The following is a 20,896-nucleotide window of genomic DNA, read 5'->3' as shown; positions in this document are numbered from 1 at the left end:
CCTTCCAAACACTGCTTAACCTATTTAACAGCTAGTACATTCACCGACTCTGGCGCGGGATACATCATGCTGAAAGTCGGCGCAATGTCACCCGAGGCTGAATTTAAAATGTTATCGAAGCGAAGGATCATACCGTTTGATTTTTCCGCTACGTAAACATGACCGTTGCTGAGCATTAGATCTACTGGATTACCCAACATCGAACTAGGACCTGCAATATTAACCGATACATCGGTTAAGCCATCTGCATTGCCAGCACCAGCAATGACATAAAGTTTGCCGTCTGTTGCATCTGCAGCGCTACCAACGTCAGAAATAACAAGGCTATCGCTTTGGCTGTCGTAGTCTATACCATGGATATTCGTTGGCGCCGCAAATGCTGCGCCGTCGCTCGCTGGTACGATTAGCCTATCTTCACCTGTAATTACGGTCTCGCCACTTTGCAGCCTGCGCATTACTTCTTCAAAAACTGCGACAGTACCGTTGGTTAATGCTAAATACGCGCTGTCAGTTGAAGGATCGTAATCCACATCCCAGGGGCGCCCACCATCAGCGGCTTCCAAGGTCAATATAGGCGCGACATTACCCGATGCACATGGCGAAAATACTCTTACAGCAGGCGTGCTTTCATTAACATCAGCCACAAATACCACACCGGCTTCAGAGGCAATGTCAAGGCCCTTAGGCGCAATCAGGCCGGTGTCGCTACCCGCAATCATGTGGTCGTAACTATCGCTATACATCATTCCGTCTCGCGTGGACTTGAGACGATTAATTACTAGTACCCCCCCAGTTGAAGTTTCAACATCATCGAAGGTGATTACACCATCACCACTAGCCGTGAAAGCAGCACTCTCAATGCTCATACCTGCGTCAAAAGAACTTAACTCGCTGGATAATACAGCGCTATATTGAGCCACCTGTCCTGTTGTTTCGCTTTCACTTGAAGGGTTACTTGATACTGAAATTCCTTTGATAGGCATAGTTGTTATGCCGTCATCTGAAGCGTCTATCATCTCATCGAGTTCTTTTAGCTCAGCCAAAGACTCAGGCTTCACCGATGGCGTTGATAACGTCGGTGCAATATCGCCGCTCTCTCCGTTGAAGATATTTGAGAAAACCAGAATGGCATCGTTTGACTTTTCAGCTACTCGAAGGTCAGATCCAGTGAGAATAATGTCTACTGGATTGCCAAGCTGGGTCGATGCTCCGCCTATTACTCTGGTTGGTACAACCGCCCCATCTGCTGAAGAAACATTTTCAATCACAAATATTTGACCGTCGTCGGCGACAGAAGCATCGCCCACATCTGACAGCACCATACGGTTAGATTTAGGCTCGTACACAATCCCGTGTAAATTAATTGAAATTTGGTTTCCATCGGTGTCTGAAGGAACAACTGAGCGCATCACAGTAGGCGCAAAATTAGAACTTGCAACATTGTCGTACACCGCTAGCGTGCCATCGGTAAGCGCAACGAATAACCTATCGCTTTGCTCGTCGTAGGCCAAATCCCATGGTTTTGCAGATACCATTATCTCAGCAATAGGCGCAACGTCCCCTGCCGCTTGACTACCAAACACACTTATTTTTTGACCGTTAAAGTCTGCCACCATTACTAGGCCAGCATTTTCAGCAAACGCTATACCTTTAGGATTGACTAATCCGGTAGCTGCACCCGTTATCTCGTGCCCTCTATTCATCATGTAATCTGTTTGTGCATCAAAATTACACTGCGTTCTTAAAAGCGGTAAGTCACTGTCACCCGCTTAAATAATAGAACCTTTATTAGTGAAAACGATGCCTTCATTTGCGCCAGTGGTTACCGTACTTAGCGCGCTAGCGTTTTGGTCGACAGCTGTTACGGTATTGCGATTATCATCACCATTATTGGCAACAAGGAAAGTGGCAGCAGCAAAGCCAGGCGCGCCGTCTTGCCCTGGAGCTCCATCTTGGCCTGGTGCGCCATCAACACCATTTGTGCCATTTAAACCGTCGCTACCGTCATCACCATCACAGGCGCTTAGAGTGAAAACCATAGCCGTTGCTACTAATGACAATTTCATTTTTTTCTGCGAAATTTTGCTGAATTCCATCTTGATCTCCATACTTGTTGTTTTTGAAGAGACGCTGTCAACCGCAAATCTGTGCGATAAGTACTGCTCACGTCCTGTTCAACAAGCCAAACGAGCCACATTTGATATTGGATGCAACAAAAACAAAAAAACCTCAACGCATTGCTGCTGTTGAGGTTTTTGGTAGTTTTAGAACGATAGCGAATTAGCGTGGTGGGAAGCCGCCGCCTCCGCCGAAGCCGCCCCCGCCAAATCCACCTGGGCCGCCCGGTCCGCCCGGTCCGCCCGGTCCGCCAAAACCGCCACCGCCCGGTGGCATCATGCCTTTCATCTGGCGCATCATTTTCTTCATGCCGCCACCAGACATCTTCTTCATCATTTTCTGCATTTGAGTAAACTGCTTAAGCAAACGGTTTACGTCTTGAATCTGCGTACCTGAACCTGCTGCAATACGACGTTTTCGTGAACCTTTGATCATATCAGGGCGCGCACGTTCAGCCGGCGTCATTGAATTGATGATGGCTTCCATTTGATTGAACTGCTTGTCGTTCGCCTGATCTTTAATTTTGTCAGACATACCGCCCATGCCAGGCAGCTTATCAAGCATACCCATCATGCCGCCCATGTTTTTCATTTGCTCAAGCTGATCTTTAAAGTCCTGCAGGTCGAAGCCTTTTCCTTTCTGTACCTTTTTGGCCAGCTTTTCGGCTTTTGACTTGTCAACTTTACGTTCAACCTCTTCGATAAGGCTAAGTACGTCACCCATGCCCAAGATACGAGACGCAACTCGCTCAGGATGGAAAGGCTCGAGTGCATCAACTTTTTCGCCCATACCAATAAATTTGATAGGCTTACCGGTAATGTGACGAACCGATAGCGCAGCACCGCCTCGAGCATCACCGTCCGCCTTGGTAAGGATCACACCAGTAAGGGGAAGCGCGTCGTTAAACGCTTTTGCCGTATTCGCAGCGTCTTGCCCCGTCATGGCATCCACTACAAACAGGGTCTCTATGGGCTTAACGGCAGCGTGAAGCTCTTTAATTTCATCCATCATGTCGTTGTCTACGTGCAAACGACCTGCGGTATCCACTAGCAGTACATCAAAGAAATTCTTCTTCGCTTCTACGATGGCATCGTTAACGATATCAATGGGCTTTTGTAAAATCGTAGATGGATGGAAAGCAACATTCACTTCACCAGCAAGGGTTTCAAGCTGCTTGATAGCGGCGGGACGGTATACGTCGGCACTCACTACCATTACTTTCTTTTTCTCGCGCTCGGTTAAGTATTTGGCAAGTTTACCTACAGAGGTGGTTTTACCCGCACCTTGTAAGCCCGCCATCAGCACAACAGCTGGAGGTTGGGTCGCCAGGTTCAGCTTTTCGTTCGCCTCCCCCATCACAGACTCAAGCTCAGACTGAACGATTTTAATGAATACTTGGCCAGGCTTTAAGCTCTTAGTTACTTCGGTACCAACAGCACGCTCTTTTACTTGTGCAACAAACGACTTTACTACTGGAAGCGCGACGTCGGCTTCAAGTAGCGCCATTCGCACTTCGCGTAGCGTTTCTTTAATATTGTCTTCAGTAAGACGCCCTTTACCGCTGACATTTCGTAATGTCTGGCCTAAGCGTTCTGATAAATTCTCAAACATAGTATGAAACTTCTTTTTATTTCAGACGTAATGCCCGCATTGTAACGTAAAAGCGAAGCGTAACGTACCCACAATTACGGTTAAATTTTTAAACTTATGCGCTGGTATCTATTGTTTTTTTACTGCCATTCTCAGACTCTGGTGCACAGCAAATGTTAAGAAGCAAAAAATTCATGCTCTCTCAATACCCACACTAAAAGTGGGTGTGAAACAAACAAAATCAAGGAGATGGTTGAATTTACTTGCAAGTTGCAGTATCAATACCGACTCAATCGGTGAAGACATCACCTACCTATTACAGGACGCATCATGAACACCCTTTTCGCCATTTCTGCTGCTCTACTCTACGCGTTGGCTGCGGCAGTGCTTATTGGCAAATTCGTACATCAAGACGGCCCGAATAAACGATTAGGCCTATCTATAGCTAGTGTAGGGGCAATCGCACATATCGCATTTCTCACCAGCGCCATCATGGTTGCGCCAGGACAGGATATGAGTGTAACTAATGTTCTTTCTCTGGTGTCGTGGATAATCACTATTTCCATGCTTATTTTTGCCCGCGCTATTCCGAATTTAATTTTACTTCCCGTTGTGTTCGGTTTTGCTAGTCTGACAGTACTCGCCTCAAAATTTATTCCCGTGTCGTACATCATGCATATTGAACTGCAACCCGGCTTGGTTATTCACATTAGTTTATCGCTATTTGCCTACTGCACCTTAGTCATTGCATTTTTATATGCACTTCAAATGTCTTACATCACCTACAGGCTTAAACAAAAAGGTGCGGCGCTGCTCCATTCGTCACTACCTCCTCTAATGTTAGTGGAGAATATATTGTTTAAACTGTTGCTTGCGGGCACCTGCCTATTAACAGTATCGTTGATTAGCGGGTTTGTTTTCTTAGAAGACATGTTCAACAAAACCTACGCACATAAAACAGTGCTTTCCGCTGCTGCGCTTGTGGTTTTCCTTATTCTTCTGATAGGCCAGAAGCTAAGAGGATGGCGAGGACGCCAAGTCATTGTGATGACGGTATTAGGTGTTACGCTGTTATCTCTTGCCTATTTTGGTAGCAAGTTGGTACGAGAGTTTCTTCTCTAAATAACGTAATCTGTAGCCGCCTAGACTATCAACCGCATTGCTAGGTGGCTCTCAGATTACGCTTAACCTTCTGAGTATTTAGGGTGATATCAACAATTTCCCCTTGAAACTCATCCCTCAAATCAATACATTTGAAGCCTTAGTTTGTATAGGAACCCCCTAATTGGACGACATATCAACGAGTACGCTGTTTATCGCGCTCGGCGTACTCATATTACTATCTGCGTATTTCTCTAGTTCAGAAACAGGCATGATGTCGATAAACCGCTATCGACTCAAGCACTTGCAAGGAGAAGGCAACCGCTCGGCTATGCGTGTTGCTAAGCTTTTGGAGCGACCAGACCGCCTTATCGGCCTCATCCTCATCGGTAACAACCTTGTTAACATTGCGGCTTCTTCGCTTGCCACCATACTTTGTATTCGCCTATTTGGTGACTACTGGGGGCTGTTCGCTGCAACCTTTGGCCTAACGCTAGTTCTGCTGATTTTTGCAGAAGTCACACCGAAAACGCTGGCGGCACTTTACCCAGAAAAAATAGCCTTCCCGAGTTCTATTATTCTTCTTCCATTACTCACGCTACTTTACCCTTTTGTAGCCGCTATCAACGGTATTACCAATGGTATTCTTGCACTGCTCAAAATTAGCCCAGCAAATGGCAATGACGATTCGTTAAGTAGAGAAGAGTTGAGAACCGTTGTATTTGAAGCAGGCGCCATGATCCCTAAACGTCACCAGGACATGTTGGTCAGTATTCTGGACTTAGAAAGCGTCACTGCCGAAGATATCATGGTGCCTCGCGCTGAGATTTTTGCCATCGATATTAATGATGATTGGAAGAAAATTCAGAAAGCGCTGACCCATGCACAGCACACCCGAGTGTTGTTATATCGTGATAGTGTCGATGATGCCGTGGGGTTTGTGCATGTGCGTGATGCTCTGCGACTTTTATCGAAAGATCAGTTTACCAAGTCGAGTCTACTTCGCGCAGTACGGGAGATTTACTACACCCCCGAATCTACGCCACTGCATACGCTTATGTATAAGTTTCAAGCAGAGAAAGAGCGCATTGCATTAGTGGTTGATGAGTATGGCGATATTATGGGCCTGGTCACTTTGGAAGATATTTTAGAAGAAATTATTGGTGACTTCACGACCAGTATGGTTCCCGATCACAGTAAAGAAGCCCATGTACAGCAAGATGGTTCGGTACTGGTTGACGGAAGTGCAAACGTGCGTGAATTAAACCGAGAAATGGACTGGAAATTACCAACTGAAGGGCCAAAAACCCTTAACGGTCTATTGCTCGAGTATCTTGAAGATATTCCTGAAAACAAGGTCAGCGTTCGTTTAGCGGGCTATCCACTTGAAATAGTCGATATATCAGAAAGCATGATAAAAACCGTCAGAGTAATGCCGGAGTATTATATTGCACCTAAAGAGTCGAACAGCGACCACTAAGCGATGTGGCGCTTATCGTATTTTCGGCCCTATCAGTTAGCCTTTTGCTTCATCAGCTAGACGCTGCGCGCGATTTGCCAGCGCTCTCGCTTTCGCGGCAGCGACTTTATCTGATAGTTCAGATAACTTGGCAATAATATCCTGCGTCTCCTCATCTTCACGTAAATCAGCCTCCGCCATATGCGATTGCAATGAACGCTTAAGGAGCTCAGGAATAGATTTGCTGTCCATTTCCCAACCCTTCAATAGAATAAACTTTGACACTCTCAAAGAGACTATCGACCGGATGGAAATATACTTAACTATTATTTGTTCAAATATTGTTGATTAAACTGGGAATAGGTGGGCGATTTTAGAAACCTTGGTAATGCTTAATTAAGGTGCCCTTATGTTCTTGCAGCGAGTACTTTACAACGGCTATTGAGGCTGTCGAAAACAAGCTGGTGGTATAAGACTGGCAGAGCTCATCCACCAGATAACTAACAAGCGGCATGTGGCTAACGACAAGCAGCTTTTTAATGGGCTTTTTAGAATTTACGGCTGCGTGAAGCAGACCGTCAATATAGTCACTTACCAATCGCGGCGAGCCCTCTGGAACAATATCTTCATTACTTTCTACTTTACCCGCTTCAACGTCTAGCGACACCATGTCGAAGGTTTGTTTTGCTCTGCGATAGGGGCTTACAAGAGCTAAATCAACAATACCCTCTGTACAATACTGGTCTTTTAACCACAGAGCTGCCGACTTGGCCTGTTCTCGGCCTACTGACGTGAGCTGTCTACTTTTGTCATCGAGTCGAGGTGCTTCTGCTTCACCGTGACGCATAATGAAAAGATAAATGTCGTCGTTGCTACTTTGACCTGACATAACATTGCGCATAGTATTAATGAAAGTACGCTAAAGATATCAGAGAGCTGAATCTACGCCTAGCGCTAAACCGTGAATAATGAGAATTCTCGACTATTATTTAAGGTTTTGTGAAGATTATCTTAATAGATGCTCCAGCAGTAAGGTGCCTTTGACCATATATGAGAAAATGTGAATAACTCGATCAAATTAGAAAACGCGCACCACATAACTTTGCCCAACGGCCTGCGTGTTATGCTGTGCCATACGCCTGAGGCAAATGAGTCTTTTGTTTCTATGGCGGTACGGGCAGGACATTTCTACGACCCCAACGATTGTCAGGGATTAGCTCACCTTTTAGAACACATGCTTTTCATGGGGAGCCGGCACTTACCCAAACCTAATGCAATAAATGGCTTTATTGAACAGCACGGGGGCAGCATAAACGCTTGGACTGGTACCGAATACGCCAACTACCACTTTAATTGTAGTAGTGACGCGATTGCGCAGACCTTACCTGCCTTTGCGGATATGCTTAGACAGCCCTTATTTGAAGAAGAAGCGCTCAACAACGAAATAAAAAACATTCATGCGGAATTTGAGTTTAAGAAAAAAGATGACCTTCGTCGCCTTTACCAAATCCACAAGGAAACCTGTAATCCAAAGCACCCTTTCGCTAAGTTCTCAGTAGGTAACAGCGATACCTTTTCTCAACATGGATGCGCTGCGCTAAAGCAACAACTCAAAGCACTTCATCAAACTTATTATTGTGCAAAAAACATGTGCCTGTGTATTGCTAGCACTATGCCTTTACCTCAGCTTGAGGCATTAGTGCATCAATGTTTTGCCAGTATGCCGGCAGGACAGTTAGCGTCAGATGACTGGCCAGCACTTTACACCGAAAATGAATTGGGGATACGAATTAACATACATCCGCTACAGTCAGCAAAGCGGATGATAGTGACGTTTGCCCTACCGGCTTTACAAAATGACTATAAAACAAAGCCGTTAAACTATATTAGCCATTTAATTGGCGATGAGGGCGAAGGTAGTTTACTAGCCTACCTTAAAGAAAAGGACTGGGCGCTTAATCTTATTGCCGGCTCGGGTATTGAGGGAGACAAGTTTAAAGACTTCAATGTGAGTTTCCAGCTTACTCAAAACGGATTGGAAAACAAAAACGGTGTATTGGAAGCACTATTTAGCTATATCTCAGTAATCCGAGAGGCATCCCACGAAGATTGGCGCTTTCATGAAAAATCAAAGTTAAATACTCTAGCTCTTGAGTACGAAGAGAATATCAAGCCACTTAGCGTGGTAACAGAATACGCACAGCACCAGTTTATTTTTGGCCAAGACGAATTAGGTAAACTTCGCTCGACCATAGACAGCTATGACAAAAACGTTATTGAACACGCTTTATCCTATTTCACTCCAGATAACATTCGTCTGAAAGTTATTTCGAAAGACGTAAAAACCACACAAGTGTGCGCGTTCTACGAGGCGGAATACAGTGTAGAGAAAATTGATCCCGCACTTTTGCAAAAGCTTGCTTCACCAAAGGCTATTAGTGAATTACAGCTTCCCCCACCCAACCCTTATTTAGCAAACGAATACAGCCTAATATTGCCCGAGACTGGCTTCAATGTTCCTAATAAGTTGGTGGATAATGGCGGTTATCGTTTTTGGTTTGCTCAAGACCAGCAGTTCCATAGCCCCAAAGGCGATATTTATATCTCTTTTGACGTAGCGGAATTTTCTGACTCTTTACTCGCTGTTGCTGCAAAACGTATATGGCTTGGCGCGTTAAATGATTACCTGCAGGCGAAATATTATAGAGCCGAAATAGCGGGCCTGCATTATCGTATATACGGACATCAGGCGGGATTTACACTTCACACCCGAGGCTTCACTAATCAACAAACGTTATTGGCCAATCAGCTTCTCGCTGCGGTGCTTGATTTCATACCTGATGAAAAAACCTTTGAGCATCACAAAGCGTTGCAAATTCAAAGCCTACACAACTCGCTACTAAATAAGCCCACTAACCGCTTATTTTCCAGATTGAGCGTACTTATCCAGCGCAACACTCAGGCGCCAGTAGAGCTATTAGATGTAATAGACAGTATCAACTTTGAGCAAATGCTCAATTGCAGGAGTCGCGCTTTCGGGCATTACTTTATTGAAGCATTTATGCACGGAAACTGGGCTAGCGAAGAGGCAAAAGCTTTTTCAATGAATCTTTATGAGCAGTGCACAAATGCCCGCGGCGGCCCGCTTTCACGAGCTGTATCTAAACTTCCCGTGGGGGGCACGCTTTACCATGAAGTGCTTTGTAAGCACGATGACGCAGCGGTAGTACTCTATCTTCAAGCCCCCTCACCGAGCTTAACCGACACAGCGCTTTGTATGGTACTAGAGCAAATGCTAGCCGCTCCGTTTTTCAATTCTTTGAGAACAGAACAGCAATTAGGTTATATCGTGGGAACTGGCTACGTTCCGCACAATCAGCACCCTGGTATGGCCTTCTACATTCAAAGCCCGCAATGTAGCCCGAAAAATTTGTTAGATGCTATGACGGAATTTCTGTTTCAGCAGCTAAATGAAATTGAGTTCTATCGCTTCTACTGGCCGACGATTCAACAAAACTTAATAAAACAGCTAGAGGAACGAGACCTAACGCTGTCCATGAAATCTCAGCGACTATGGGTGAGTTTAGGTACACAAGACTTAGGGTTTAACAGAAACGTTAAATTAGCAGAGCGAGTGAAAGAGCTAAGTTTTGAAGAGATCCAAGATTTTGCGCAGCAACTTGCCAAGCGCGAACGCTGTGGAGAGCTTGTCCTGTTTTCAAAAGGAAAGTTTGAGGAAATTCCAACTCAAGAGAAGCGTACAATAAATAGTATTTCCCACTTCAAACAAGAGATACCGTACTACTGAGCACAATGCCACTGAGTATAGCGCGCTAATGAAGGTTAGTTTAGCGCCCTGATAAGGGCTGGTTTATCGCCTTAATTAAGCGGAAAGTCTGCCGCCTTTATTGTATGAAAGACTTCAAATTTGTTTGTAATACTCCCTCTTCTGTCAGCATTTTACAGAAAACAGATGCGAACCTGCGATTTAAACGTCAAGTTTTTGACTAATATGTCGATAAATAGACACCGGATTTACGTGAAGTTGCTTAATAAGTGACCCAACACCCCTTCTAACTCTAAAAAGTCCTTGTAGAGGCTCAGTTAATTCGGCATATTTATTATTCTGGTTGTTAGGGATGCTGCCAGTAAAAAATAAAAAAATAATAAATGGCGTATGCCAAAGGTGTATAGGTGCGCTCAACCCTAATCTATTCAATGCTGCTTTTCTCGTTGGCTTTGTCAGGATTTCTCTGTAATCCTGCGAAGGCGATAGAAGTTTCTGATCTTCATTTCACAGAATTAAATAAGCAACACGGCCTATCAGACACCGCAGTGCTAGACATTGTGGAAGACCATATGGGTTTTATTTGGCTTGCGACGTCAAATGGCCTCAACCGCTATTCGGGTTATGACGTAAAGCAATACCACCCGTCAGATGTCGACCCTAATTCCCTACCGTCCGGTTATATTCAAACTTTGTTTGTCGACTCAGAAGGACAGCTGTGGGTAGGAACCCATTCAGGGCTAGCGCTTTATCAGCCAGAATCAGACAGTTTTAAAGTCTTCGATAGAAGCAACTCTGTGATAAAGACAGACTTAATTACTGCAATTTCAGAAGCGAAAAATGGCGACATCCTTTTCGCTGACCGCAAATTCCTTTACCGCTATTCAAAACAAACGTCTCAAATCAGCGTTTTCACTCAAGTCTTTAAAGAAGAAAGTTTCATAAAAGTAATTTTTGAAGAGGCAAATCGTATATGGGTAGGCTCCAATAAATTCGGCGCGGCCTTGATAGACACTGAAACGCTGGAGGTGCACAACGCAAGCAAAGTCAATCCCTGGGGAGTTTCTTTAGATATACGTGCGCTGCACGATATCACAGTAATTAACGGGAATTATTGGCTAGCGACGAATGAGGGCCTTATCGTTTTAGCCTCTAACGGCCGCATTTTAAAGCGGATTGAAAGCGATGACTTGGGCGTCACCGAAGAGGTTAATTCTTTCTCAATCTCTGTGATAGGTAAAGATATTTGGGTGGGCACTTATATTGGACTGTTTTTATTATCGGATGCTGCTGGAGCAAATATATCACCCGATTATCGCCCTGATTTCTTGCATTTAAACTCAGACACATACAGTACAACTGGTATCCCCTCAGCCATCGTAATGCGAGTAATTGAAGACCGTACGGGTGTAGTATGGGCCGCCACCTTTCATCGGGGCGCTTTTAAATATCACCCCGAATATGCCAGTGTACATTTTCAACCTGTTTATAACTCCGAGCGCCACAGCGACGATAATTACTCTACCCTGTGGGGCTTTGCAGAAAGCAGCGATGAAACACTCTACCTAATTTCTCAGCAAAAAGGGCTAGGTAAAATTTCTCGAGAAACTGGCAAGGTATCCTTTTTCAAGTTTTTCGAAGAGATGGACCCCGCCATACACTACTGGGACATTGAAATTGATGAACAAGATAATATCTGGATTGCTTCGTCTACGGGCTTGCTTGTATTCCAAAAAACAGAAGATGGTTTGGCTTTAGTTCGCGAGTATTTCAAGGGGTCATTTATCGACTATATATTCAAGGGCGACTCCGCGATTTGGTTGCAAGTAGGTGTTGGACATGTCTACTCCATAAGCACCCCTCCTATTTCTGAAGAAGTTAAAAACGTAGAAATTATTAAGACAGCACCAACTGAAAAAACTAAAGATATCCTAGCGATATATGAGGATAACGATAATAACATTTGGTTTAGGGCTGGTGAAAAGCTAGTTATATACTCAGTTAATAAAGGCAAGGCCATTCAAGTGCTAGATTCGTCCAACGGCATTAACTCTGTGGTCTATGGCGTACACGAAACGTCGTCTGGCTTCTGGTTAACAACGCGCTCCGATGGCGTTATTCAATTAGATAAAAATAGTTTTTCTTTAGTCAATAAACAAAAGAGATACAATCAAAGTGGTTTTATTACTTCAACGACAGCGGTAGACAATAGCATCTGGTATTCTGATGCTAAAGGCGTCCACAAAGTTCACTTACCTACATTAAGAGAGGCGGACAGCATTCCCAATGCTCAGTTGGAATTTAACTCTCTTGGCGAAGGCGCAGTTATTGCTACCACTGACAAAACGATTTATTTTGGCGGCAATAAAGGTTTTGTTAAAATTTCGAAGCAGGCTATCAGCACGAGTGACCAAGTTGAGCAGACTCTCCCTCCCCAACTTTACCAAGTAAGTGTGTTTGGCTCATTTGCAAAAGCTAGGCAAAAACAAATTGAAAACGACGAAACTTCGAATTACTTATCGCTAAAGGAAAATATCACTTACGAAGAACAGCTAGCGCTAAAGCACGACGAAACCCGCTTCAGTATTTCGTTTGGGCTTGTTAATCCGGTTTACCCAGACCAAGTGACTTATAGGTATAAGCTTAGCGGTTTTGAGAGTGACTGGGTCTATGTCGACAAAGAACGTACTGCTCAGTTTAATAATATTTCTTTTGGTAACTATACGTTTTCAGTACAAGCGAAAGAGCCAGGTAAAGCTTGGTCTGACAGTAGAAGTTTAAAAATAACCATAGAACGCCCCCCTTGGCTTCATACCGTTGCCCTTGTGTTTTATTGTTTAATCGCGTTAGCGATACTTGCCTTTATTATTCGTCAGTACCAAATAAGAAAGGCAAATCAGCTTGCTATCAAGGAGTCGGAAGAGCGATTAAAGCTCACCCTATGGAGTTCAGGTGACGAATTGTGGGACTGGGATGTGTATCGAGGACAGGTATATCGTGCAAACACCTGGGGGACGCTGGATTTCCCTCAAGACGATATACGCACTACCGGCGCTTACGATGCCAACATTCACCCTAACGACATTATCCGAGTCAAATCCGCACTCAGAGAGCATTTAGAGGGAAACAGTGATTTTTATGAATTGGCCTACCGTGCCAAGACGTTTAAAAATCATTGGATCTGGATCCTCGATCGCGGAAAAGTGGTAGAGCGTGACCATAATGAGCAGCCGGTGCGTATGACAGGTACACTCAAAAATATTCACCACCTAAAAGAAGCAGAAGAACAGCTTAACCTGTTTAAGCGCTCTATAGAGAACATTTCCGAAGGGGTATTTATTACCAATACCCAATTTAGGTTTATCAGCGTTAACAACGCCTACTGCAGCTATACCGGAGAAACCCGCGACCAAGCCCTTGCCAGCTACATGCACTTTCATTTATACCCCGATGCTTTTACCGAGGAAATAAAGAAAACCCTTAAATCCAAAGGCAACTGGTCGGGTGAAGTAGAGAGCGTACGAGTAAACGGCGAGCGCTACGAAATGGAGCTAAATATTGATGCCGTGCACGATGAAGACGGAAAAATTAGTCATTTTGTAGGCGTTTTCAGCGATATTACGTCGCGTAAGAGTACTGAAAAAGAACTCTTGAAGCTTGCTAATGTTGACCCGTTGACCGAATTGCCTAACCGTTCGTTCTTCCAAGCCAGTCATCAGAACTTAGTGCGTAAATCCAGCGCCCACTCTCTTCTGTGCTTGGATATGGATAACTTTAAAAAGATAAACGACTCGCTGGGCCATCAAACTGGCGATATTTTAATTAAGCAAATTGCTAAACGACTACAGCGTATTACGGGCAAAAATGCCACTTGCTACCGACTGGGAGGTGATGAATTCAGTATATTGATGGAAGATAATGCTGATATTCATACGGTAACCCACTATGCACAAAGCTTATTAGACACCTTATCGCGCCCCTTTATTATCAATAAACAAGAGTTTGTGCTGGGCGCGAGTATTGGTATTGCCTTTTACCCTGATGACGGTGAATCCCCCCAGGAAATGCTTAAAAACGCAGATACGGCTATGTACTTTGCTAAAAACAACGGCGGCAACAGCTATCAGTTTTTTAGTGGTGAAATGAATCAAAATGCGGTTAGGCAGCTGCAAATTGAGAATTTAATTCGCCAAGGGATTAAAGACGATCTGTTCACCGTTTACTATCAGCCTAAAGTGGATATTGCTTCGGGCAAGTTAGTCAGCATGGAAGCGCTAGTGCGTTTTGAACACCCGCAAAAAGGCATAGTAAGCCCTGGACAATTTATACCGTTAGCAGAGCAAACCGGTCAAATTATTGAAATTGGTGAGCAGGTACTTCGCAAAGCCTGCGCTGATACCAAACGCTGGGTAAATCAAGGGTTGTTTAGCGGTCGTGTAGCCGTGAATATATCAGCCAAGCAGTTCGAACTGCCAGACCTAGATGACAGAATAAATAAAATATTAAGTGATGTAGGCCTATCACCGCTGCATCTAGAATGCGAAATTACCGAAGGCACGCTTATGGAAAGCCCTGAAAACGGCCTTCAAATGATGACACGACTTCGCGAGCGGGGCATTCACTTAGCGCTAGACGATTTTGGTACAGGCTACTCATCACTCGCGTACTTAAAACGTTTCCCACTTAACACCTTAAAAATCGACAAAGCCTTTATTGATGATATTGCTAAAAGCAATGTAGACAGGCACATGGCTGCAGCCATTATCAATATTGCCCACAATTTAGGTCTTAAAGTGGTAGCGGAAGGTGTGGAGGAAGAATCACAACTCGACATACTGCGCCGCTATGACTGCGAAATGCTGCAGGGCTTTCTGTACAGCCGCCCATTAAATGCAGAGCGTTTTGAAAAGCTGCTTACCGAAAATCAAAAGCTACATACCCTATTAGGTAGTAGCCAGTACTAACGCTCAGTACTAATGCTTTCATTGCCCTTCAACGTTCTTTCCAGAGGGGCACTTTTCACCCTTCTAGCATTCTTTAAGCGGCAAGCTAAGGCAAAATTCTTCCCTTACCACCTTCGTATATTAGACTTTAGTGCCATTATTATGGCGCTAGCTTTTCCTTCTGCTCTCAGCAGCCCTTGAGAAACCCGCAACCCTTTGATTCATAACAATTTATAAAAAACTCTACATATTGGCACATAACTAGCATTAACTAGATTGCCGGTAACAAATATAAAAAATCGGCTTTGTTTGTTCGTTCAAAAAATCAGAGGAAATTAACATGTTAAAAGAGTACGCAGTTGCACTAGTACTTTCTACCGCTACCCCAGTTGCTGCCGATAAGCAAGAAGGCGCTAAACAGGCTCCTGAGTCGCAAAAAGAGACTACTACTCAGCTAGAGTATGTAAGACCTCAAACTGGTGGCGGTCACGGTGGTGGCGTAGGCTTCTAATTGAAGTTGAAACGATTTCCAAAAAAAGAGAGTGGATACTCTCTTTTTTTATACCTGAAAAATGGACCTGCCGTTAGTGGATAACGTAATCGATAAGTCTACGCGGCAATATAAAGATTATTGAACCCCACAGCATTGCGCCAGTGCAGGTGTCGAGAGATAGAAAACATAGGCAGCAAAACAGGGCCTAAAATAAGACCAGCAAGCGCCCACTTCTTCGCATTCATTCCCCATTTAAACGCTTCTACATAAAAATACAGAGAAAAAATTACGCTTAATACTACGAGTGAAATCACACTGCCTCCAACGGTTTAACCTAACGATGTAGAGTTATTAGCTCTCACCAATTAATAACGCTAAGTCACTGATAATTGACGCCAACATTTTGACACGTTTATTTTTTAATCACGCAGATTCTACTCAAAATAGGACAATAAACCAGCCAAAATAAATGATAGGCATAAAAAAACCGGGCAACGCCCGGTTTTTAACATTTTGTAAACTTAGCTATAAAACTTTTGATCATTTTCTGCCATTTTCACTAACACGTCGGCAGGCGCAAACTTATCACCTACGGCGGTAGCATAATGGTTTAATCGAGCAACTAGGTGTTTAATACCAAGAGTGTCCATGTAGCGGAATGGGCCACCTAAGAAAGGAGGGAATCCAATTCCGAAGATAGCACCAATGTCGCCATCGCGGGCACTGCGGATAACACCTTCGTCTAAACAGCGTGCAGCTTCATTTAACATCATAAGCACGCAGCGCTCGGCAACTTCTTTTTCACTTAACTTAGCAGATGGTGATAGCCCAAGTAATTCGTAGATTGATTCATCCACTTCTTTGCCTGGCTTCTTACCCTCGTAAGAATAAAATCCTTTTTGGTTCTTCTTACCTTTTCTGCCATCTGCTAGCACTTTATCAAACGCGCTTGGCGCAGTGAAACGCTCGCCAAATGCCTCTACAAGGAATGGAATGATCTTAGTACCTACATCAATGCCCACTTCATCAAGCAGTTTCACAGGGCCCACAGGGAAGCCAAACTTAACCAAAGACTTGTCGATGTGCTCAATTGGTTCACCATCCAGAATCAAGTTTGCCGCTTCGTTCATGTAAGGTGCCAAAATACGATTCACATAGAAACCCGCACCGTCTTTAACAACAACGGGCGTTTTGCCTTGCTTCTTCGCAAACTCTACCGTAGATGAAATGACTTGGTCCGACGTTTTGTCGTGTGCGATAACTTCAGCCAACGGCATTTTGTCGACAGGCGAAAAGTAATGAAGACCAATCACGTTTTCGGGGCGTGCCGCTTTCGCCGCAATCTGTGTAATTGGAATAGACGAAGTATTCGATGCGAAGATTGTGCTTTCTTTGCAGTTTTCTTCAATATCCGACACCATCTTTTGCTTAAGATCTAAATCTTCAAATACCGCTTCAACCACAATATCCGCGTCTTGGTAGCCGCTGTAATCCAGCGTACCGGTAAGAAGCGCTAACTGCTTCTGCATTTCGCTATTTCGCATGAAACGCTTCTTCACCTTTTTATTTAGAATGTCGTAGCTATATTTCATCGCGTTTGCGATGCCATCGGCACGTACGTCTTTAATGCGCACAGGTACACCGGCTTTAGTCGAGGTAACATAAGCGATACCACCGCCCATCAAACCACCGCCAAGCACACCGACTTTCTTCATCTTTTCAGGTTTAACACCTTCAACGCCGTTTTCTTTCTTCATTTCAGTTGTAGCAAAGAAAATCTGACGAAGCTGGAAAGATTCCGGCGTCATAACAAGCTTACCAAAGGCTTCAGCTTCAGCTCTAAGCCCAGCTTTCATTCCTTCATTCATGCCCGTCTCAATAACGTCAATAATGTAGCCCGGCGCAGGATAGTTGCCTTTGGTTTTAGCAAACGTCGCTTCACGAGCTTTTTTGAACATCATGTTTCGGCCTTGGCCTGTTTTTTCTAACATTTTGTCCATTACGCTCTTTTGCGGCGCTTCACGCTCTGGCTTGCGTTTAAGCGCAAACTGTTCTGCTACTTTCAAAAGCACGCTATGCGGAACGACTTCATCAACAATGCCGTATTTTTTAGCTTGCTTGGCGCGCGCAGGTGAGCCAGTAAGCATCATTTTCATAGCTTGCTGGATACCAATAAGACGTGGAAGACGCTGTGTACCGCCACTGCCTGGCAATAGCCCAAGCTGCACCTCAGGTAGACCTACCTGAGTGCTTGATGAATCGGTACAAACGCGATAGTGACACGCAAGCGCTAGCTCTAAACCACCACCTAACGCTGGGCCGTGAATCGCTGCAACGAAAGTAGCTTTCATGTTTTCGATTCTATCGAAAATAGCTTGTCCACCCGCTGCTATAGTCGTTGCATCCTCAGCAGTTTTACACGCTGCAAGCATGGTAATATCAGCACCAGCGACGAATGAGCTGGGCTTACCACTTGTTAACACAACACCTTTAATACTGCTGTCACGCTCAATGTCGTCGAGCATGGCTGATATTTCATCGCCAAACTCAGCTTTAAGCGTATTCATACTTTCGCCAGGTACGTCCATGCTAAGAATGGCAACGCCATTGTCTTGCTTAGTTAGCGTAAATGCGCCTGATGCTGGCTGAACTTCATTTGTCATTTCTTGTTCCTGACTCATATTATTCTGTCTCCACAATCATTGCCGCACCTAGACCGCCTGCAGCACATGCCGTCAATAGACCTGTGCCACCGCCGCGGCGATTCAGCTCGTTTAGCATTTGCGTAATCATACGCGTACCAGTTGCCGCAAACGGGTGACCATAAGCAATTGAGCTTCCCATTACGTTGAACTTATCCATGTCGATTTCGCCTGTGGCTTTGTCGCGGCCTAGTTTCTCTTTTGCAAACTTATCACTTGCAAACATCTTAACGTTCGCCAGGGTCTGTGCTGCGAAAGCTTCGTGCATTTCAATTAGCGTTAGGTCGTTTAGCGTCATGCCCGCGCGGTCTAGCGCGATAGGTGTCGCGTATGACGGCCCCATTAACATGTCTTCCCATACATCGATTGCAGAGAAGGCATAGCTCTTAATGTAGCCTAGCGGCGTATAGCCCAATTCTTTGGCTCTGCTTTCTGTCATCATAATTACCGCAGAAGCACCGTCTGTTAGCGGTGTTGCATTAGCGGCAGTTACCGAGCCATATTTTTTATCAAACACTGGGCGAAGTTTCGCGTAGCCTTCAAGCTTTGAATCGAAACGCACGTTATTATCGCGCTCAAGCGCACCTTTGTAAGGTTCTGCGTAAGCTGTCATGACCTCGCTAGACAATTTACCTGCTTCCCAGCTTTCAGCAGCTAGGCTATGTGAGCGATGCGCTAGTTTATCTTGCTCTTCACGAGAAATTTGATGTGTTTTTGCCATTTGCTCTGCAGTTTGCCCCATCGACAAACCGGTAGAGTATTCAGCAACTGCTGGTGGAACTGGCGCCAGATCTTTCAGGCTTAAGCGCTTAAAGATATTTAGCTTTTGGCCAAGTGTTTTAGTTTTCTGCAAATCTACTAAAGCGCGTGCAAGGTTCTTAGACACGCCGATAGGTGATACCGACGTTGAATCTGCACCACCTGCGATACCCACTTGGACCGTACCGGCCATCATGCTTTCTGCAATGTTAACTGTAGACTGAAAACTCGTCGCACAAGCGCGAGATACACTGTAAGCGTCGGTGTGAACATTCATGCCTGTACCAAGGACAATTTCGCGGGCAATGTTTGGCGCCTCAGGCATTTGCACAACCTGACCGTAAACAACCTGGTCAACCCACTCTTTCTGAACACCATGGCGAACGAGAAGTTCGTTTACGACCATTTTACCTAAATCAACAGCCGGTACGCCGTGGAAGTATGTAGCCATTTTCGCAAACGGAGTACGCAACCCCGCGACAATGGCGATGCGATCACCCTCTCGGGTAGTAACTGATTGTTTTGTTGCCATAATGCACCTAAATTGTTGACCAACTTCGCAATTAGCTTGTTGCTACAAAGTGGTCTGACCTGTAATAAACCCGATTTTTACAAACAATGAACAAAATAGCAAATAATGCAGGGTAAAGGACAATATAAATGAAACGATTGGTTTCATTAGTTGCTTAAGTCACCCGTAAAATCTAAGTCGACTGTAAAATAAACCGCAGCGTCCCAATTAACTTTTTCAATGCCCTACTACATATCGCATTTTTATTGCTATTTAACGACTTGAAGAAAGATAGAATGAACCTTATATGGAAATGGAAGTCTGTTTTGTGTCATTGTGATTAGGGTAAAGTGTGACTATCTAAAGGTTTATTAATTCACTTTTTACCAAGGCGATCACTTTTTAATCGGTGAATTGACCCTATTGTCCAACTGACACTTCCTGATAACGAGAACTCAAACGGAAATTTTGCATTATGGCAGCAGCGCAGTTTCAACAGTTACACGCTTATTTAGACCAGCAGATTATTGGTCAGGGCGCGTTAACCAAAAGCCTTCTTATCGCTCTTTTGGCCGATGGCCACCTTTTAGTAGAAGGACCTCCAGGACTTGCAAAAACACGCGCAATCAATGCTCTCGCTAACGGTATTGATGGTGATTTCCATCGCGTGCAGTTTACCCCAGACCTTTTACCCGCCGACTTGACCGGGACAGATATTTATCGTCCTGAGACCGGCGAATTTGTTTTTCAAAAAGGGCCACTTTTTCATAACCTTGTTTTAGCTGACGAAATCAACCGTGCACCGGCAAAGGTACAGTCAGCCCTGCTTGAGGCAATGGCAGAACGTCAGATAACCGTGGGCAGTAAAACTTACCCGCTTCCTCCGCTATTTTTGGTTATGGCAACGCAAAACCCGTTAGAGCAGGAAGGAACGTACCCGCTTCCAGAAGCGCAGTTAGACCGTTTCTTAATGCATGTAGACATAGATTATCCAGGTGCCGAGACCGAGTTAGAGATACTGCGTTTAACTCGTGGGGAAGCCCTGTCAGAGCCGCCTATTACGCCACCTACGCTGACTCAAGATGATATTTTTACGTCACGTAAAGAAGCTCTGTCCTTATACATGGCGCCAGAGTTAGAGCAATACTTGGTACAACTAATCATGGCTACCCGTCAGCCAGCGAGTTTTGATGCAGAATTAGGCCAGTGGATAGCGATGGGAACAAGCCCTCGCGCCACCATCAGCTTAGACCGCTGTGCGCGCGCCCACGCATGGCTTAGCGGCAGAGATTTCGTTGGTCCTGACGACATCCAAGCCGTTGTTCATAACGTACTTCGACATCGTATTATTTTGTCTTATCAGGCCGAGGCAGAAGGTATAACGATTAACGATGTACTTGATAAAATTGTTGCTACTGTCGCAGTTCCTTAAG

12 protein-coding genes and 1 pseudogene are annotated in these 20,896 nt (G+C 44.7%); 6 read left to right on the top strand and 7 right to left on the bottom strand.

The features are described from left to right. Nucleotides 1-20 precede the first annotated feature (20 nt). Nucleotides 21-2,096: pseudogene (locus V7R55_RS04800) on the bottom strand (hypothetical protein). Nucleotides 2,097-2,280: 184 nt separating this feature from the next. After that, nucleotides 2,281-3,729, bottom strand: coding sequence for a signal recognition particle protein (gene ffh, locus V7R55_RS04795; RefSeq protein WP_334057789.1), 1,449 nt, complete (start codon nt 3,727-3,729; stop codon nt 2,281-2,283). Between the two features lie 309 nt (nt 3,730-4,038). Here ffh and V7R55_RS04790 point away from each other — a divergent pair, with 309 nt between their 5' ends. Next, nucleotides 4,039-4,830 carry a cytochrome C assembly family protein gene (locus V7R55_RS04790; protein WP_334057787.1) on the top strand — a complete coding sequence of 264 codons (792 nt, stop codon included), beginning with the start codon at nt 4,039-4,041 and terminating at the stop codon, nt 4,828-4,830. 163 nt (nt 4,831-4,993) lie between these two features. Then, a complete protein-coding gene (locus tag V7R55_RS04785; protein ID WP_334057785.1) occupies nt 4,994-6,289 on the top strand; it encodes an HlyC/CorC family transporter in 1,296 nt (431 codons plus the stop codon). A gap of 36 nt (nt 6,290-6,325) precedes the next feature. On the opposite strand, the gene V7R55_RS04780 is transcribed toward V7R55_RS04785, so the two are convergent. Together V7R55_RS04780 and sixA are read right to left on the bottom strand one after the other, a co-directional pair. Continuing rightward, nucleotides 6,326-6,520 carry a hypothetical protein gene (locus tag V7R55_RS04780; protein WP_014997798.1) on the bottom strand — a complete coding sequence of 65 codons (195 nt, stop codon included), beginning with the start codon at nt 6,518-6,520 and terminating at the stop codon, nt 6,326-6,328. Nucleotides 6,521-6,641: 121 nt separating this feature from the next. Further along, on the bottom strand, nt 6,642-7,157 hold the full coding sequence (gene sixA, locus V7R55_RS04775; RefSeq protein ID WP_334057783.1) for a phosphohistidine phosphatase SixA: 516 nt from the start codon (nt 7,155-7,157) through the stop codon (nt 6,642-6,644). 171 nt (nt 7,158-7,328) lie between these two features. Here sixA and V7R55_RS04770 point away from each other — a divergent pair, with 171 nt between their 5' ends. The 3 genes from V7R55_RS04770 (at nt 7,329) to V7R55_RS04760 (ending at nt 15,509) form a co-directional block, all read left to right on the top strand. Continuing rightward, complete coding sequence (locus tag V7R55_RS04770; protein WP_334057780.1) at nt 7,329-10,076, top strand: insulinase family protein; 2,748 nt, start codon at nt 7,329-7,331, stop codon at nt 10,074-10,076. A 386-nt stretch (nt 10,077-10,462) separates the two neighbouring features. Continuing rightward, entirely contained in the window at nt 10,463-15,019 is a 4,557-nt protein-coding gene (locus tag V7R55_RS04765) for an EAL domain-containing protein (RefSeq protein WP_334057778.1), read from the top strand. 319 nt (nt 15,020-15,338) lie between these two features. After that, entirely contained in the window at nt 15,339-15,509 is a 171-nt protein-coding gene (locus V7R55_RS04760; RefSeq protein ID WP_334057777.1) for a hypothetical protein, read from the top strand. A 98-nt stretch (nt 15,510-15,607) separates the two neighbouring features. Here V7R55_RS04760 and V7R55_RS04755 read toward each other — a convergent pair whose 3' ends face one another. From V7R55_RS04755 to fadI, 3 genes are all read right to left on the bottom strand, one after another. Continuing rightward, complete coding sequence (locus V7R55_RS04755; protein ID WP_334057775.1) at nt 15,608-15,805, bottom strand: hypothetical protein; 198 nt, start codon at nt 15,803-15,805, stop codon at nt 15,608-15,610. 207 nt (nt 15,806-16,012) lie between these two features. Next, on the bottom strand, nt 16,013-18,154 hold the full coding sequence (fadJ, locus tag V7R55_RS04750) for a fatty acid oxidation complex subunit alpha FadJ (RefSeq protein ID WP_334057985.1): 2,142 nt from the start codon (nt 18,152-18,154) through the stop codon (nt 16,013-16,015). A gap of 19 nt (nt 18,155-18,173) precedes the next feature. Beyond that, nucleotides 18,174-19,484, bottom strand: a complete 1,311-nt coding sequence (gene fadI / locus V7R55_RS04745) for an acetyl-CoA C-acyltransferase FadI (protein WP_334057774.1) — start codon at nt 19,482-19,484, stop codon at nt 18,174-18,176. Between the two features lie 454 nt (nt 19,485-19,938). Between fadI and V7R55_RS04740 the strand changes: the two genes are divergently transcribed. Beyond that, nucleotides 19,939-20,895, top strand: a complete 957-nt coding sequence (locus V7R55_RS04740; RefSeq protein ID WP_334057772.1) for an AAA family ATPase — start codon at nt 19,939-19,941, stop codon at nt 20,893-20,895. Nucleotide 20,896: the final 1 nt, after the last annotated feature.

This window comes from Alteromonas sp. S005, from assembly GCF_036864475.1.
In the GTDB taxonomy this organism is placed as follows: Bacteria; Pseudomonadota; Gammaproteobacteria; order Enterobacterales; family Alteromonadaceae; genus Alteromonas.
This window is presented reverse-complemented; position numbering and strand designations above follow the sequence as displayed.

What these genes read in the sequence shown, in the direction of transcription:
- V7R55_RS04780 (WP_014997798.1), bottom strand. Translation starts at nt 6,520, where the DNA reads ATGGACAGCAAATCTATTCCTGAGCTCCTTAAGCGTTCATTGCAATCG.
- V7R55_RS04790 (WP_334057787.1), top strand. Translation starts at nt 4,039, where the DNA reads ATGAACACCCTTTTCGCCATTTCTGCTGCTCTACTCTACGCGTTGGCT.
- fadI (WP_334057774.1), bottom strand. Translation starts at nt 19,484, where the DNA reads ATGGCAACAAAACAATCAGTTACTACCCGAGAGGGTGATCGCATCGCC.
- V7R55_RS04760 (WP_334057777.1), top strand. Translation starts at nt 15,339, where the DNA reads ATGTTAAAAGAGTACGCAGTTGCACTAGTACTTTCTACCGCTACCCCA.
- ffh (WP_334057789.1), bottom strand. Translation starts at nt 3,729, where the DNA reads ATGTTTGAGAATTTATCAGAACGCTTAGGCCAGACATTACGAAATGTC.
- sixA (WP_334057783.1), bottom strand. Translation starts at nt 7,157, where the DNA reads ATGTCAGGTCAAAGTAGCAACGACGACATTTATCTTTTCATTATGCGT.
- fadJ (WP_334057985.1), bottom strand. Translation starts at nt 18,154, where the DNA reads ATGACAAATGAAGTTCAGCCAGCATCAGGCGCATTTACGCTAACTAAG.
- V7R55_RS04740 (WP_334057772.1), top strand. Translation starts at nt 19,939, where the DNA reads ATGGCAGCAGCGCAGTTTCAACAGTTACACGCTTATTTAGACCAGCAG.